This is a genomic window from Variovorax sp. BGA-UO-ETr-C22, from assembly GCF_059567965.1.
In genome coordinates this window covers 1,123,281-1,136,942 of record NZ_JCAQPA010000010.1, presented here as the reverse complement: position 1 = coordinate 1,136,942, position 13,662 = coordinate 1,123,281, and the positions used below count along the sequence as shown (strand labels likewise).

Sequence of the window (13,662 nt, the reverse complement as noted above, 5' to 3'; positions counted from 1 at the left end):
GGCTACTTCGCGGCCTGCTCCTTGCCCCAAACCACCGTGTCATCCACCGCATAGGCCGCGCACGTCACCTTGCGTTCAGTGCAGCCTTTCAGATGCTCGGTCAGCGCGGCCGAGCTGGTGGCAGTGCCGAACTTCTGATCGCCGGTGATCAGGAAGATCCGGGGCCGGGCCTGCAGCAGGAACTGGCGGTACGCATTGCGCACCGGGGTCGGGTCGGCGCCGATGGGCGGCAGGGCCTGCAGGTCCGACAGCTCGGCGTGGCCGGACGGCGCGGGTTCCCCGTTGGGGCCGAACACCACGCCGGTGGTCTTCAGCAGATCGCGCCATGTCGCCAGCTCCGTGGTCACGCGCTGAGGCAGTTCCATCACCCATTGCGCCGGATAGGCAAAGCCGAGGTTCGCGCCGCCGGGCGCCACGCTGTCGGTCACGCCGACCAGCCGGCCCTCGGTGTCGAACAACCCGCCGCCGCTGGAGCCTGAAGACACGGGCGCCGAGGTCTGCACGATCGGCAGTTGCCCGGGCGCGCGCGGACGCAGCGCGGAGATCAGGCCTTCGCTCAGCGTGCGTTCGAGGCCATGCGGGCTGCCGACGGCGAACACGCGCTGGCCGACGCGCAGTTCACTGGCGGGCACGATCTGCACGGCGGGCAATTGCAGCGGCGTCTCGCTCGTGAGCACACACAGGTCGCGCGACGGATCAGGGTCGCGCACGATGCGGGCGATGCGCAATGTGGTCGGGCCCTGCTCCACGGTGACGGCGACGGCGCCGTCGACCACGTGGCAGGCCGTGGCCAGCGCGCCCGAGGTCACGGCCACCGCGCTGCCGATGGCGGTCTGGTTGTTGCCGCGCTCGCCCTTCACGGTCCAGACGGCGGGCGCGACCTTGCGGAACACCTCCTCGGGCGTGAGCGCCCAGGCCTGGCAGGCCGCAAGGCCGAGCCAGAGTCCGGTGATGAACAGCGAGGTGCGGCGGTGCCGCGCGGAGTGAGGAGCCATCCGGGTCAGTGTAGGAAGCCGGTCCACGGTTTGCCGTAGGCGGTGACGCTGTCGCAGCGGGCGCCCGGAACCCGCGTGCGTTGGTTAGACTGCGCGCCCGCTGCATCCTCCGCCGGAAGGCTTTCATTCGCCATCATGCTCACCGTCCATCACCTGAACAACTCGCGCTCGCAACGTGTGCTCTGGCTGCTCGAAGAACTCGAGCTGCCCTACGAGATCGTCCACTACCAGCGCGACCCCAAGACCATGTTGGCGCCCGCTTCGCTGAAGGCCGTGCATCCGCTGGGCAAGTCGCCCGTGGTGACGACCGACGACGGCGCGACGCTGGCGGAATCGGGCGCGATCATCGAGTCGCTCATCGAACGCTACGGCCAGGGTCGGCTCGCGCCCGCGCCGGGCTCGCCCGAGGCCTTGCGCTACCGCTACTGGCTGCACTTCGCCGAAGGCACGGCGATGTCGCCGCTGCTGCTCAAGCTGGTGTTCGACCGCATCGAGACGAGCAAGATGCCCTTCTTCGCCAAGCCGATCGCCAAGGCCATCGCGGCGAAGGCGAAGTCGGCCTTCATTCATCCGAACATCACGGGCCATCTGAATTTCATGGAGGCCGAACTCGGCCGCAGCGAGTGGTTCGCGGGCAATGAATTCACGGGCGCCGACATCCAGATGAGCTTCGTGGTCGAAGCCTCGCGGGCGCGCGGCGGCCTCGATGCGAAGCGGCCGAAGCTCATGGCCTACCTGGAGCGCATCCATGCGCGTCCGGCCTACCAGCGCGCGCTGGAACGCGGCGGCCCCTACGAACTGCTGAGCTGAGTTTTTTGCATCTGCGCGAGGCCGCCGCGCACGGCCACCCGAAGCGGCCGGCCTGCCCCCGGTAGGGGGTTGGCGAAGCGACACGAAGTGCGCGCAGCCTGGGGGGCGAGCCAAGTCCTTATGACGGAAAGACGTATAGAAGCGCGTAGGTCATCGTCACGTAACGCAGGAACTTGCCGATCGCCATGTAGCCCACGCAGGGCCAGAACGGCAGCTTGAGCCAACCCGCGACCGCGCACAGCGGGTCGCCCACGATCGGCAGCCAGCTCAGCAGGCAGGCCTTCGGGCCCAGCCGCTCGAGCCAGCCGAGCACGCGCAGGTGGTGTTTCGAGTGCGAGTACTTGTCGGCCACCTTGTGCGCGCCGTAGCCCATCCACCAGTCGACCGCGCCGCCCAGCGTGTTGCCGATGGTGGCCACGGCAATGGCCTGCCAGAACATCTCGGGGTTGAGTTTCAGCAGGCCGAACAAAATCGGTTCGGAGCCCACCGGCAGCAGCGTGGCCGACACGAAGGCCGCGATGAACAGCGTCGAAAGTCCGTACTGGGGGAGCGCGAGGAGCGCCAGGAGTGCGTCGAGCCAGGCTTGCATAAGGTCGGCGAAGTATAGGCAGCGCTCACGTCGCAAGCGCGTGGGAGAAGGCCCCGCGAAATACTGGTGTTTACGCCTGTGTCGCAAGCGCAAAAAGGCGTAAATCGTTTCAGTCGCTGAAATGCCACGTGGCTACAATCGTGCCTCATTTTTCAGCAGCCGACCCGCACAGCACTCCTTCCCATGACCTTGCAGATCGGCACCCACACGCTGGAAAACCGGCTGTTCGTCGCGCCCATGGCCGGCGTGACGGACCGGCCCTTCCGCATGCTGTGTCGCGAACTCGGCGCGGGCTATGCGGTCAGCGAGATGGTCACCTCGCGCAAGGAACTCTGGAACACGCTGAAGACCTCGCGGCGCGCCAACCACGACGGCGAGCCGGGCCCCATTGCGGTGCAGATCGCCGGCACCGACGCGGCCATGATGGCCGAGGCCGCGGTCTACAACATCGAGCGCGGCGCGCAGATCATCGACATCAACATGGGCTGCCCGGCCAAGAAGGTCTGCAACAAGTGGGCCGGCTCGGCGCTCATGCGCGACGAGCCGCTGGCGCTGGAAATCGTCCAGGCCGTGGTCGACGCGGCGCAACCATTCAACGTGCCGGTCACGCTCAAGATGCGCACCGGCTGGAGCGAAGACCACCGCAACGCGGTGAAGCTCGCGCGCGACTTCGAATCGGCCGGCGTGCAGATGCTCACCGTGCACGGGCGCACGCGCGAGCAGGGCTACAAGGGCCACGCCGAGTACGACACCATCGCCGCCGTGAAGGCCGCGGTGCGCGTGCCGGTGGTGGCCAACGGCGACATCCGCTCGCCCGAGAAGGCACGCGACGTGCTCGCGGCCACGGGCGCCGACGCCGTGATGATCGGCCGCGCCGCGCAGGGCCGGCCGTGGATCTTCCGGGAGATCGCGCATTTCCTGGACACCGGCACCCACCTGGCGCCGCCGCTGGTGGCGGAGGTGCGCCGGCTGCTGCTCGATCACCTGGTGGAGCACTACGCGCTGTACGGCGAGTTCAGCGGCGTGCGCACGGCGCGCAAGCACATCGGCTGGTATGTGCGCGCGCTGCCCGATGGCGAGGCGTTCCGCGCACGGATGAACGCCATCGAAGACTGCGCCGGCCAGTTGCGCGCGGTCGACGACTATTTCCAGGGGCTTGCGGACCGCATGGACCGCATGCCCGCCCCGACGGCAGACGAGGAGCCGGCGGGAGAAGAGGAGACGGCCTGCGCCGTCGATTGAGCGAAGACAAAAAGAGAAGAAGCAATGAGCAAGAAACACATCGAGGACTGCGTTCGCAGCAGTCTGGACAGCTACTTTCGCGATCTGCGGGGCACCGAACCCGACGGCATGTACGAGATGCTCGTGCGCGTGGTCGAGAAACCCCTGCTCGACGTCGTCATGACGCGCGCCGAAGGCAACCAGTCCCGGGCCGCCCAATGGCTGGGCCTGAACCGCAACACGCTCCGCAAGAAATTGGTCGAGCACAAACTTTTGAAATAACTCCACGGCATATCCCATGGCTCAGACCGCACTCCTTTCCGTTTCCGACAAGACCGGCATCCTTGAATTCGCGCAGGCCCTGCATGGCCTGGGCGTCAAGCTGCTGTCCACCGGCGGCACCGCCAAGCTCTTGGCCGACGCCGGCCTGCCGGTGACCGAAGTCGCCGACCACACCGGCTTTCCCGAAATGCTCGACGGCCGCGTGAAGACGCTGCACCCGAAGATCCACGGCGGCCTGCTGGCGCGCCGCGACCTGCCCGCGCACGTCGCTGCGATCAAGGAGCACGGCATCGACACCATCGACCTGCTGGTGGTCAACCTGTACCCGTTCGAAGCCACCGTGGCCAAGCCCGGCTGCACGCTCGAGGACGCCATCGAGAACATCGACATCGGCGGCCCGGCCATGGTGCGCAGCGCCGCCAAGAACTGGAAGGACGTGGGCGTGCTCACCGACGCTTCGCAGTACGCCGTGGCGCTGGCTGAGCTCAAGGCCGACGGCAAGCTCAGCGACAAGACCAAGTTCGCGTTCTCGGTGGCCGCGTTCAACCGCATCGCCGACTACGACGGCGCGATCAGCGACTACCTCTCGGCCATCGACTTCGACGCCAGCATCGGCCAGCCCGCGCCCAAGCGCTCGCTGTTCCCCGCGCAGAGCAACGGCCGCTTCGTGAAGGTGCAGGACCTGCGCTACGGCGAGAACCCGCACCAGCAGGCCGCGTTCTACCGCGACCTGTACCCGGCGCCCGGTTCGCTCGTGTCGGCCAAGCAATTGCAGGGCAAGGAACTCAGCTACAACAACATCGCCGACGCCGATGCGGCGTGGGAATGCGTGAAGAGCTTCGACGTGCCGGCCTGCGTGATCGTCAAGCACGCCAACCCCTGCGGCGTGGCCGTGGGCGCCGACGCGCTCGAGGCCTACAGCAAGGCCTTCAAGACCGACCCGACCTCGGCCTTCGGCGGCATCATCGCCTTCAACCGCCCGGTCGACCTGGCCACCGCGCAGGCCGTCAACAAGCAGTTCGTCGAAGTGCTGATGGCACCGGGCTACACGCCCGAGGCGCTGGAAGTGTTCCAGGCCACCAAGGCCAAGCTCAACGTGCGCGTGCTCGAGATCGCGCTGCCCAAGGGTGGAAGCACGGATTGGGACAACGGCCGCAACGCGATGGACGTCAAGCGCGTCGGCTCGGGCCTCCTGATCCAGACCGCCGACAACCACGAGCTGGCCCTGGCCGACCTCAAGGTGGTCAGCAAGAAGCAGCCCACGCCGCAGCAGCTGCAAGACCTGCTGTTCGCCTGGAAGGTTGCGAAGTACGTCAAGAGCAATGCGATCGTGTTCTGCGCCGACGGCATGACGATGGGCGTGGGCGCCGGCCAGATGAGCCGCCTCGATTCGGCGCGCATCGCCAGCATCAAGGCCGAGCACGCGGGCCTGTCGCTCAAGGACACGGCGGTGGCGAGCGACGCCTTCTTCCCGTTCCGCGACGGCCTCGACGTGGTGGTGGACGCGGGCGCGGGCTGCGTCATCCAGCCGGGCGGCTCGATGCGCGATCAGGAAGTGATCGACGCGGCCGACGAGCGCGGCGTGGTGATGGTGTTCTCGGGCGTGCGCCACTTCCGCCACTGAGCCTGCGGCCCTGCGGGGCCTGCCCGAAGAAGGCCAGGGTCGCTCGCGCGGCCCTGGCCTTTTTTTGTGGCCGCTACTCGTGCGTGCCGAAGCGGTACTTGAGCTGGAAGCTGATCGCGCCGTACAACCGGTTCCTGATCGTCGGCACGTAGGCGATGTTCAGGCCCCAGTTCTTGCCCTCGATGGCGGCCGTGGGAATGATGGCCGGGAACCAGTTGCCGTTGCGATAGTCCGGGTAGCCGTCGAAGCCGCCCACCACCGCGCCGAACTTCACGCCGTAGAACTCGAAGGGCAGGATGTACAGGCCGACGTAGTGCGACTGGCGCCGGTTGCTGTTGTGGAAGGTGCCGGCCGTGACGCGGTAGGTGTCGTTCAGCGGGTACTCGAAGCCCAGGCCCGGGTTGGCGTTTTCCAGGCCCTTGCCGCTGTCGAAGTGGGCCGAATAGAAACCGGGGTTGACCCAGATGTTCTTCGGCTCGAAGGACTGCGCCAGCGCGAGGCCCGGCAGGAGAAGGGCACTCAGCAGCGGCAGCATGCGCAAGGGGGTCATGGGCGGGGCATCCTGAAATTGGTCTGTCTCGCGGCTTCGATGGTGGCTGCGATGACGGCTTCCCTTGGGTCTGCGTGCGTGGGAGCGGCCCCGCGAACGCCGGCGCAATATACACGCGGCGATCACGAAAACGATGACATCAACTCAGGTGGGCCGCGCCAGGTACTTGCGAAACAGCTCGGCCAGCCGCAGTGCCGCCAGCGACAGCGGCTTGCCGCGCGGCGAGACGATGCCCAGCTCCAGCGGCGGGACCGGCATCGCGAGCGGCACGCGCTCCACCAGGTCGGCATACGGCGGCATGGTGAGCATGCCGGCCGGCCCGACCATCAGCGCGTCGCTGCGGGTCAGCAGGCCCCAGCTCACGCCGAACGACGCCACCTCGATGCGGTGCTCGGGCAGCGGCAGGCCTTGCGCGGCGTATTGTTCGAGCAGGAAGGTGTGCTGGCTGCCCGGCGCCAGGTGCATCAGCCATTCGGCGCCCGCCACTTCTTCCCATCGGGTGGCGCGGTTCAGCGGATGGCCGCGCCGGCAGAGCACCGCCATCTCGATCATGTCGAGCCGTTCGAAGGCGAAGTCGGCATCGAGCGCCGCGGCCACCGGGCCGGCCACCGCGAAGTCGATCGTGCCTTCGCGCAGCAGCGGCAGCACCTGGGGAATCAGGCCATCGAAGAGCTTGAGCTGCGCATGCGGCATCGCCTTGCGGAAGGCGCGCACCACCTCGGGCAGCACGCCCAGGAACACCATCGGCGTCACCGCGACGGCCACGCGCCCGTGCTGGCTGCCCTGCAGGATGCGGATGTCCTGGCGCGCGAGTTCGAGCTGCTGGTGCGCCAGCCGCGCGCGCACGGTGAGCTGGCGGCCGCACTCGGTGAACTCGATGCCGCGCGAGCTGCGCAGCACCAGCTGGGCGTCGACCTCGGCCTCGAGTTCGCGGATCGCCTTGGTCACGGCCGCCTGGCTCAGGTGCAGGCTGCGCGCGGCGGCGCGGATGCTGCCGGTGTCGGCCAGCCGCAGCCAGGCCTTGAGCTGGTGGTCCTTCATGCGGCGCATTCTGCCGCCCGGCGCCACCGGGTGATCCCCAGACAAACGCAGGTTGTCATCGCGACAAGCGATTGTCTTTTCCGGCGCGCGGCCGATTTCTAGACTTTGCGCACCGGTCGTCTCATGGTGAGCGGCGGGACTTTCACAGGAGATCGCTTCGTGCCTGCACTGTCATTCGCGTGGACCCGCCGCACCGTCCTGGCCGGGCTGGCCGCCATCGCCCTGGGCGCCTCGATGAGCGCCTCGGCCCAGTTTCCCGAGCGCCCGTTGAAATTCATCGTGCCCTACGCCGCCGGGTCGGGCGTGGACGTTGCGGTGCGGCCGGTGGCCGACGCCATGGGGCGCGAGCTGGGCCAGGCCCTGGCGGTGGACAACCGCCCCAGCGCCGGCGGCATCGTCGGCACGCAGGCGCTGGCCACCTCCGCGCCGGACGGCTACACGGTCGGCTACGGCAACCTCGTCACGCTGAGCATCAACCCGGCCTTCTTCTCGAAGCTGCCCTACGCGCCCGAGAAAGACCTGGTGCCGGTCGGCCTGATCTCGAGCAACGCCTACGTGCTGATCGTGCGCAAGGACCTGCCGGTGCGCAACCTGCAGGAGCTCATCGCCTACGGGCGCGAGCATCCCGGCAAGCTCTCGGCCGGCTCGCCCGGCATCGGCAGCGCGGGCCACCTGACCGGCGAACTGCTGAAGGCCGAGACCGGGCTGACGATGGTGCAGGTGCCCTACAAGACCGGCACGCAGGCGGTCGGCGACATGGTCAACGGCCAGCTCGACGTGACCATCGAGAACATCTCGGCGGTGCTGCCGTTCATCCAGCAGGGCCGGGTCAAGGCGATCGCCGTGACCAGCGCGAAGCGCGCCGGCGTGCTGCCCGAGGTGGCGACGGTGGCCGAGAGCGGCGTGCCCGGTTTCGAGGTGGTGGCCTGGGGCGCACTGATGGCGCCGGCGGGCACGCCGCGCAAGACGGTCGACCGGCTCAACACCGCGCTGCGCGCCGCGCTGGCCGACCCGGCCGTGGTGCGCGCCAACGCCGCGCTGTCGATCGAGGCGCTGCCTTCGAGCCCCGAGGAGCTCAGCGCGCTGATGAAGCGCGAGAAGCCGCGCTGGGCCGACGCGGTGCGGCGCGCGGGTGTCAAGGGCGACTGACGCGCGGCCCGATCGATTTCACTTTTTCTCAAGGAGACAACGCATGCAACTCTGGCAACTGGAAGCCGCCGACCTGGCGCAGCGCATCAAGGCGCGCGAGGTCTCGTGCGTCGAGGCGGTGCGCAGCAGCCTGGCGCGCCTGGAGGCCGTCAACCCGCGGGTGAACGCGGTGGTCGACGGCTGCGCCGACGAGGCCCTCGGCGCGGCAGCGCAGGCCGATGCCGTGCTCGCGCAGGGCGAGGCGACCGGGCCGCTGCACGGCGTTCCGGTCACCATCAAAGTCAACGTCGACCAGCGCGGGCATGCCACCACCAACGGTGTGGAGGCCTACCGCAGCGTCGTGGCGACGGACGACAGCCCCGTGGTGGCGAACCTGCAGCGCGCCGGCGCGATCGTGGTCGGCCGCACCAACACGCCCGCGTTCTCGATGCGCTGGTTCACGGACAACGCGGCCCACGGTCGCACGCTGAATCCGTACAACTCCGACGTCACGCCGGGCGGCTCGAGCGGTGGCGCGGCGGCGGCGGTCGCGGTGGGCATCGGCGCCATCGCGCATGGCAACGACCAGGGCGGATCGATCCGCTACCCGGCCTATGCCTGCGGCGTGTACGGTCTGCGCCCGAGCTTCGGGCGCGTGCCGGCTTTCAACCCCTCGGGTGCGGGCGAGCGGCCGATGGTGGTCCAGCTCACGTCGGTGCAAGGGCCGTTGGCGCGCAGCGTGCGGGACCTTCGGCTGGCCTTTGCCGCGATGGCGCAACGCGATGTGCGCGACCCGTGGTGGGCGCCCGCGCCGCTGGAATCGGCCACGTCGGGCAGTCCCGTCAGCGTGGCGCTGTGCACCGAGCTGCCCGGCTTTGCTTGCGACCCCGAGGTGGCCGATGCCTTGCAGGGCGCCGCGCGCCGGCTGGAGCGCGCCGGCTACCGTGTCGAGCCTGCGCAGCCGCCGCGCCTGCGCGAGACGGCCGACCTCTGGCTGTCGTTGACGATGGCCGACAGCCGGCTGCTGGTGGAAGAGGCACTGATGCGCGACGGCGACGACACCATCCGCCAGGCCTACCGCGCCATGGACGCGCACGCGCCGCAGTTCGACACGGTGAGCTACATGCGCGCCCTGGCCGCGCGCACGGGCCTGATGCGTGAATGGGCGCTGTTCCTTCAACGACATCCGCTGCTGCTGATGCCCGTGTCGTGGCGCCATCCGTTCCCGGTCGATGCCGACCAGCGCGGCAGCGCCGCGATGCGGGAGATTCTGGATGCGCAGAGCCCGCTGCTGTCCACCGCGATCCTGGGCTTGCCGGGGCTGTCGGTGCCGATGGGGCTGCGCCACGGGCTGCCCACGGGCGTGCAGCTCGTGAGCGACCGCTTCCGGGAAGACCTGTGCCTGGCCGCGGCCGAAGTGCTCGAAGCCGAGGCCGGGCCGGTGGCGGCGGTCGACCCCGCCTGAGCGGGGAGGGCGCGCGTCAGCGCTTGCGGAAGATGTCGCGCGCCGCCTCGATGGTGGCCGCGATGTCGTCCTCGCTGTGCGCGGCGCTCACGAAGCCTGCTTCGTAGAGTGCCGGCGCGATGTACACGCCGCGGTCGAGCAGGCCGTGGAACAGCGCATTGAACTGCGCGTTGTCGGTGGTCATCACCGTCGCGTAGTTCTGTGGCAGCTCGTTCATCAGGAAGAAGCCGAACATGCCGCCTTCGCTGTCGGCGTTGAAGGGCTGGCCCTCGGCGGCCGCGGCGGCCTTCAGGCCGTCGACCAGCGTGCGGGTCTTCTTGGCCAGCGCTTCGTAGAAGCCGGGCTTCGAGATTTCCTTCAGCGTGGCCAGACCGCAGGCGGTGGCCACCGGGTTGCCCGACAGCGTGCCGGCCTGGTAGACCGGGCCCAGCGGCGCGAGCTGTTCCATGATGGCGCGCGGGCCACCGAAGGCCGCCAGCGGCATGCCGCCGCCAATGACCTTGCCGAGCACCGTGAGGTCGGGCGTGATGCCCAGCACGCCCTGCGCGCCGTGCAGGCCGACACGGAAGCCCGTCATCACCTCGTCGAAGATCAGCAGCGCGCCGTGCTGCGTGCACAGCTCGCGGCAGCGCTTGGCAAAGGCCGGCGTGGCGCGCACGAAGTTCATGTTGCCGGCGATCGCCTCGATCATCAGGCAGGCGATGTCCTTGCCGTGCAGCGCAAAGGCTTCTTCGAGCTGCTGCAGGTTGTTGTACTCGAGCACCAGCGTGTGCTGCACCACCTCGGGCGGCACGCCGGCCGAGGTCGGGTTGCCGAAGGTGGCCAGGCCCGAGCCGGCCTTCACCAGCAGCGCGTCGGCATGGCCGTGGTAGCAGCCTTCGAACTTGACGATGGTCTTGCGGCCGGTGGCGCCGCGCGCCAGGCGCAGCGCGCTCATGGCGGCTTCGGTGCCCGAGCTCACGAGGCGCACCATCTCCATCGACGGCACCAGGGCCAGGATGGCTTCGGCCAGCTCGATCTCGCGCTCGGTCGGCGCGCCGTACGAGAAGCCTTCGAGCACGGCCTTCTGCACCGCCTCGACCACGGCGGGGTGGCCGTGGCCCAGGATCATCGGACCCCAGGAGCCGATGTAGTCGATGTAGCGCTTGTCGTTGGCGTCCCAGAAATAGGCGCCTTGCGCGCGCTGGATGAAACGGGGCGTGCCGCCGACGGCCTTGAAGGCGCGCACGGGCGAGTTCACGCCGCCGGGGATCACGGCGCGGGCGCGCTCGAAAAGAAGGTCGTTCTGGTCAGTCATCAGTGTCGCGTGTCGTGCGGGGGTAAAGCGAAATCGGGTGGGGTGTCGGGCGCGTCGTCATCGTCTTCGTCGTCCTCGGGCTCGGCCCAGAACAGGCGGTCGGGCAGCACGTGGCCCATGCCGGGGCGAAAGCCCGCGTCGAGGCAGCGGTCCATGTAAGCGAGCGCTTCGGTCGTGGCGGCCACGAGGTCGGTGCCGCTGGCGAGCAGGGCGGCGAGCGCGGCGGAGAGCGTGTCGCCGGCGCCGGCGAAGACGGCTTCGAGCCGTTCGTACTTCTCGCTGGCCAGCACCGACTGCGGCGAGGCCAGCACGTTGTCGATGAACTGGTCGGGCAGCACCATGCCGGTGACCAGGGTGTAGGGCACGCCGAACTCGCCGGCGGCCTTGGCGATGTCGCGCGCGCCGGGCGGGCGCTCGCCGCTCCAGTCGGGCAGCAGCCAGCGCCACAGGGTGCTGTGGTTTCCAACCAACACCGTGGTCTGGGGCAGCACGAGGTCGCGAAAAGCGTCGAGATAGGCCTCGATCAGGTTCTCGTCCCACCACGACAGGTTGGGCATGTAGGCCACCACGGGCACGTCGGGATAGTCGGCGGCGGTCTCGGCGATGGTGCTCAGCGCCTCGGGGGTGCCGGCAAAGCCGACCTTGATCAGCTGGACCTCGACGTCTTCCAGGATGGCGCGCGCCTGCTCGGCCACGGCCTCTTCCTCGAAGGCGAAGTGGTCGAAGATCTCGGCCGTGTCGCGCGCGTAGGCGCCCGTCACCACCGGCAGGATGTGAGCGCCCACCGATCCCATGGCCAACGCGTCGGCGCCCAGGCCGCCCGCGCCGCTCGGATCGCTGGCATTGAACACCAGCACGCAGGGGGGATTCAGGTCGCGTTCGCTCAGCGCCTCGTCGTCCTGCGGGGGGTCGTTAAGATTGCCCGGTTTGCGGGCGTTCTCGTCTGGATGTAAGTAGATGGTCATACGCCTAGCGAAATCCCCTGGATGGTGGCATAGGCGCGACGTTTACGGCCTGCCAGTGAGATACGCATAGATACACTCGTTGCATTTAATGAACAAGGACTTTAAGCTCCGATGAACACGAAAACTTGGATGTGCCTGATTTGTGGGTGGATCTATGACGAAGCGGTTGGTGTACCGGAAGACGGCATCGCGGCAGGCACGGCCTGGGCCGATGTGCCGATGAACTGGACCTGTCCTGAGTGCGGTGCGCGCAAGGAAGACTTCGAAATGGTTGAGATCTGACAAGCATGGCATAGGGCTACGCGATCTGCGTCGATGTTCGGCGCGGCGGGCATCCAAGTCTCATGAGCAGGAGCGTTTGCAATGGGCCCGAATGGATCTGGTTACAAGGTGCTGGTCATCGATGACAGCAACACCATCCGGCGCAGTGCCGAGATTTTTCTGAAGCAGGGTGGGCACGAGGTTCTTCTCGCGGAAGACGGCTTCGACGCGCTCTCCAAGGTTAACGACCACAAGCCTCACCTGATTTTCTGCGACATCCTGATGCCTCGCCTCGACGGCTATCAGACCTGCGCCATCATCAAGCGCAACGCGCATTTCTCCAATGTCCCGGTCGTCATGCTGTCTTCGAAAGATGGCGTATTCGACAAGGCCCGCGGCCGCATGGTCGGGTCCCAGGACTATCTCACCAAGCCATTCACCAAAGACCAGCTGCTGCAGGCCGTGCAGCAGTTTGGCATTGTTCAACAGGAAGTGCAGTAATGCCCATTCGAAAAATCCTCGTCGTCGACGACTCCAAGACGGAACTGGTGTTCCTGACCGACCTCCTCCAGAAGAACGGTTTCTCCGTGAAGACGGCCGAAAACGCCGACGACGCGATGCGCCGCCTCGAGGAAGACCACCCCGACCTGATCCTCATGGACGTGGTCATGCCCGGCCAGAACGGCTTCCAGCTCACGCGCGCCATCGCCCGTGACCCGAAGTACGCCGCCATTCCGATCATCCTGTGCACCAGCAAGAACCAGGAAACCGATCGTGTCTGGGGCATGCGCCAGGGCGCACGCGACTACATCGTGAAGCCGGTCAACGCGGCCGATCTGATGTCCAAGATCAGCGCGCTCGCCTGAGCGGGAACCTGCGCACTCCATGGCGAATCGCGACGCGCTGCGCGCCTTCCAGTCCCGGCTTGCGAGCCGCCTCCAGGCCGCGCGCACCACGGGCGTGGCCGCGAGCTGGCTGGCGGTCGAGGCGGGTGAGGGCAAGTACCTCTTTCCGCTGGCGCACGCCGGCGAAATCTTTCCCTGGACGCCGCCCCAGCCCGTGCCCTACACGGAGCCCTGGTTTCTCGGCGTCGCCAACCTGCGCGGCGGCCTGTACGGCGTCGTGCAGCTGTCGGCGTTTGCGTCCGGTGCGCCGGGCGCTCCCGCCGCCACCGAGGCGGCACGCATCCAATCGCGGCTCGTGGCATTCAACGAGCTGCTCGAAGTCAACTGCGCTTTGCTGGTCGATCGACTGGCGGGGTTGCGGGGTGCGGAGGCCTTCACGGCCGCCGAGGCCCCGGGCGCAGAGGCCCCGGCCTGGCACGGGCATCTGTACACCGACGCAGCAGGAGAGCGCTGGCAGGAAGTCAACCTGCAGGCGCTTTCGCAGCAACCCCAGTTTTTGAGTATTGGTGCGTAGTGCTTCGGCACATGG

The 13,662-nt window shown here is 68.1% G+C and carries 16 protein-coding genes; 10 read left to right on the top strand and 6 right to left on the bottom strand.

The window, feature by feature from the left end; genetic code table 11:
- Positions 1–2 precede the first annotated feature (2 nt).
- Positions 3–995 carry a trypsin-like peptidase domain-containing protein gene (locus AC57B8_RS18735; RefSeq protein ID WP_496480388.1) on the bottom strand — a complete coding sequence of 331 codons (993 nt, stop codon included), beginning with the start codon at positions 993–995 and terminating at the stop codon, positions 3–5.
- Between the two features lie 135 nt (positions 996–1,130).
- Here AC57B8_RS18735 and AC57B8_RS18730 point away from each other — a divergent pair, with 135 nt between their 5' ends.
- On the top strand, positions 1,131–1,805 hold the full coding sequence (locus AC57B8_RS18730; RefSeq protein WP_495262358.1) for a glutathione S-transferase N-terminal domain-containing protein: 675 nt from the start codon (positions 1,131–1,133) through the stop codon (positions 1,803–1,805).
- Positions 1,806–1,923: 118 nt separating this feature from the next.
- Here AC57B8_RS18730 and AC57B8_RS18725 read toward each other — a convergent pair whose 3' ends face one another.
- Entirely contained in the window at positions 1,924–2,394 is a 471-nt protein-coding gene (locus AC57B8_RS18725) for a YqaA family protein (protein WP_056577751.1), read from the bottom strand.
- Positions 2,395–2,577: 183 nt separating this feature from the next.
- On the opposite strand from AC57B8_RS18725, the gene dusB reads away from it, so the two are divergent.
- Genes dusB through purH form a run of 3 tightly spaced genes read left to right on the top strand, consistent with a single transcriptional unit; the run spans position 2,578 to position 5,521 of the window.
- The gene (dusB, locus tag AC57B8_RS18720) at positions 2,578–3,636 is read left to right on the top strand and encodes a tRNA dihydrouridine synthase DusB (protein ID WP_070062764.1); all 1,059 of its coding nucleotides are present in this window, start codon (positions 2,578–2,580) and stop codon (positions 3,634–3,636) included.
- A gap of 24 nt (positions 3,637–3,660) precedes the next feature.
- The gene (locus tag AC57B8_RS18715; RefSeq protein ID WP_056577757.1) at positions 3,661–3,897 is read left to right on the top strand and encodes a Fis family transcriptional regulator; all 237 of its coding nucleotides are present in this window, start codon (positions 3,661–3,663) and stop codon (positions 3,895–3,897) included.
- A 16-nt stretch (positions 3,898–3,913) separates the two neighbouring features.
- Positions 3,914–5,521: a bifunctional phosphoribosylaminoimidazolecarboxamide formyltransferase/IMP cyclohydrolase gene (purH, locus tag AC57B8_RS18710; protein ID WP_495302307.1), complete on the top strand. Its 1,608-nt coding sequence runs from the start codon at positions 3,914–3,916 to the stop codon at positions 5,519–5,521.
- 73 nt (positions 5,522–5,594) lie between these two features.
- Here purH and AC57B8_RS18705 read toward each other — a convergent pair whose 3' ends face one another.
- Together AC57B8_RS18705 and AC57B8_RS18700 are read right to left on the bottom strand one after the other, a co-directional pair.
- Complete coding sequence (locus AC57B8_RS18705) at positions 5,595–6,071, bottom strand: hypothetical protein (RefSeq protein ID WP_062479124.1); 477 nt, start codon at positions 6,069–6,071, stop codon at positions 5,595–5,597.
- A 144-nt stretch (positions 6,072–6,215) separates the two neighbouring features.
- Positions 6,216–7,112, bottom strand: a complete 897-nt coding sequence (locus tag AC57B8_RS18700; RefSeq protein WP_159279321.1) for a LysR substrate-binding domain-containing protein — start codon at positions 7,110–7,112, stop codon at positions 6,216–6,218.
- Positions 7,113–7,271: 159 nt separating this feature from the next.
- On the opposite strand from AC57B8_RS18700, the gene AC57B8_RS18695 reads away from it, so the two are divergent.
- Both AC57B8_RS18695 and AC57B8_RS18690 read left to right on the top strand, forming a co-directional pair.
- Positions 7,272–8,261: a Bug family tripartite tricarboxylate transporter substrate binding protein gene (locus AC57B8_RS18695; RefSeq protein WP_496480387.1), complete on the top strand. Its 990-nt coding sequence runs from the start codon at positions 7,272–7,274 to the stop codon at positions 8,259–8,261.
- Positions 8,262–8,304: 43 nt separating this feature from the next.
- Positions 8,305–9,705: an amidase family protein gene (locus AC57B8_RS18690; RefSeq protein WP_496480386.1), complete on the top strand. Its 1,401-nt coding sequence runs from the start codon at positions 8,305–8,307 to the stop codon at positions 9,703–9,705.
- Between the two features lie 16 nt (positions 9,706–9,721).
- On the opposite strand, the gene hemL is transcribed toward AC57B8_RS18690, so the two are convergent.
- Together hemL and thiD are read right to left on the bottom strand one after the other, a co-directional pair.
- Positions 9,722–11,002, bottom strand: a complete 1,281-nt coding sequence (gene hemL, locus AC57B8_RS18685) for a glutamate-1-semialdehyde 2,1-aminomutase (RefSeq protein WP_496480385.1) — start codon at positions 11,000–11,002, stop codon at positions 9,722–9,724.
- Positions 11,002–11,967 (bottom strand): bifunctional hydroxymethylpyrimidine kinase/phosphomethylpyrimidine kinase, encoded by a 966-nt coding sequence (thiD, locus tag AC57B8_RS18680; RefSeq protein WP_496480384.1) that lies wholly within the window; start codon positions 11,965–11,967, stop codon positions 11,002–11,004. The genes hemL and thiD overlap by 1 nt, the downstream gene beginning before the upstream one ends.
- Before the next feature lie 111 nt (positions 11,968–12,078).
- On the opposite strand from thiD, the gene AC57B8_RS18675 reads away from it, so the two are divergent.
- From AC57B8_RS18675 to AC57B8_RS18660, 4 genes are all read left to right on the top strand, one after another.
- Positions 12,079–12,249, top strand: a complete 171-nt coding sequence (locus AC57B8_RS18675) for a rubredoxin (RefSeq protein WP_007838397.1) — start codon at positions 12,079–12,081, stop codon at positions 12,247–12,249.
- An 81-nt stretch (positions 12,250–12,330) separates the two neighbouring features.
- Positions 12,331–12,729, top strand: a complete 399-nt coding sequence (locus AC57B8_RS18670) for a response regulator (RefSeq protein ID WP_021012487.1) — start codon at positions 12,331–12,333, stop codon at positions 12,727–12,729.
- Positions 12,729–13,094, top strand: a complete 366-nt coding sequence (locus AC57B8_RS18665) for a response regulator (RefSeq protein ID WP_062479114.1) — start codon at positions 12,729–12,731, stop codon at positions 13,092–13,094. The genes AC57B8_RS18670 and AC57B8_RS18665 overlap by 1 nt, the downstream gene beginning before the upstream one ends.
- A 19-nt stretch (positions 13,095–13,113) precedes the next feature.
- On the top strand, positions 13,114–13,647 hold the full coding sequence (locus AC57B8_RS18660) for a chemotaxis protein CheW (RefSeq protein ID WP_307584473.1): 534 nt from the start codon (positions 13,114–13,116) through the stop codon (positions 13,645–13,647).
- The last annotated feature ends 15 nt before the right edge of the window (positions 13,648–13,662 follow it).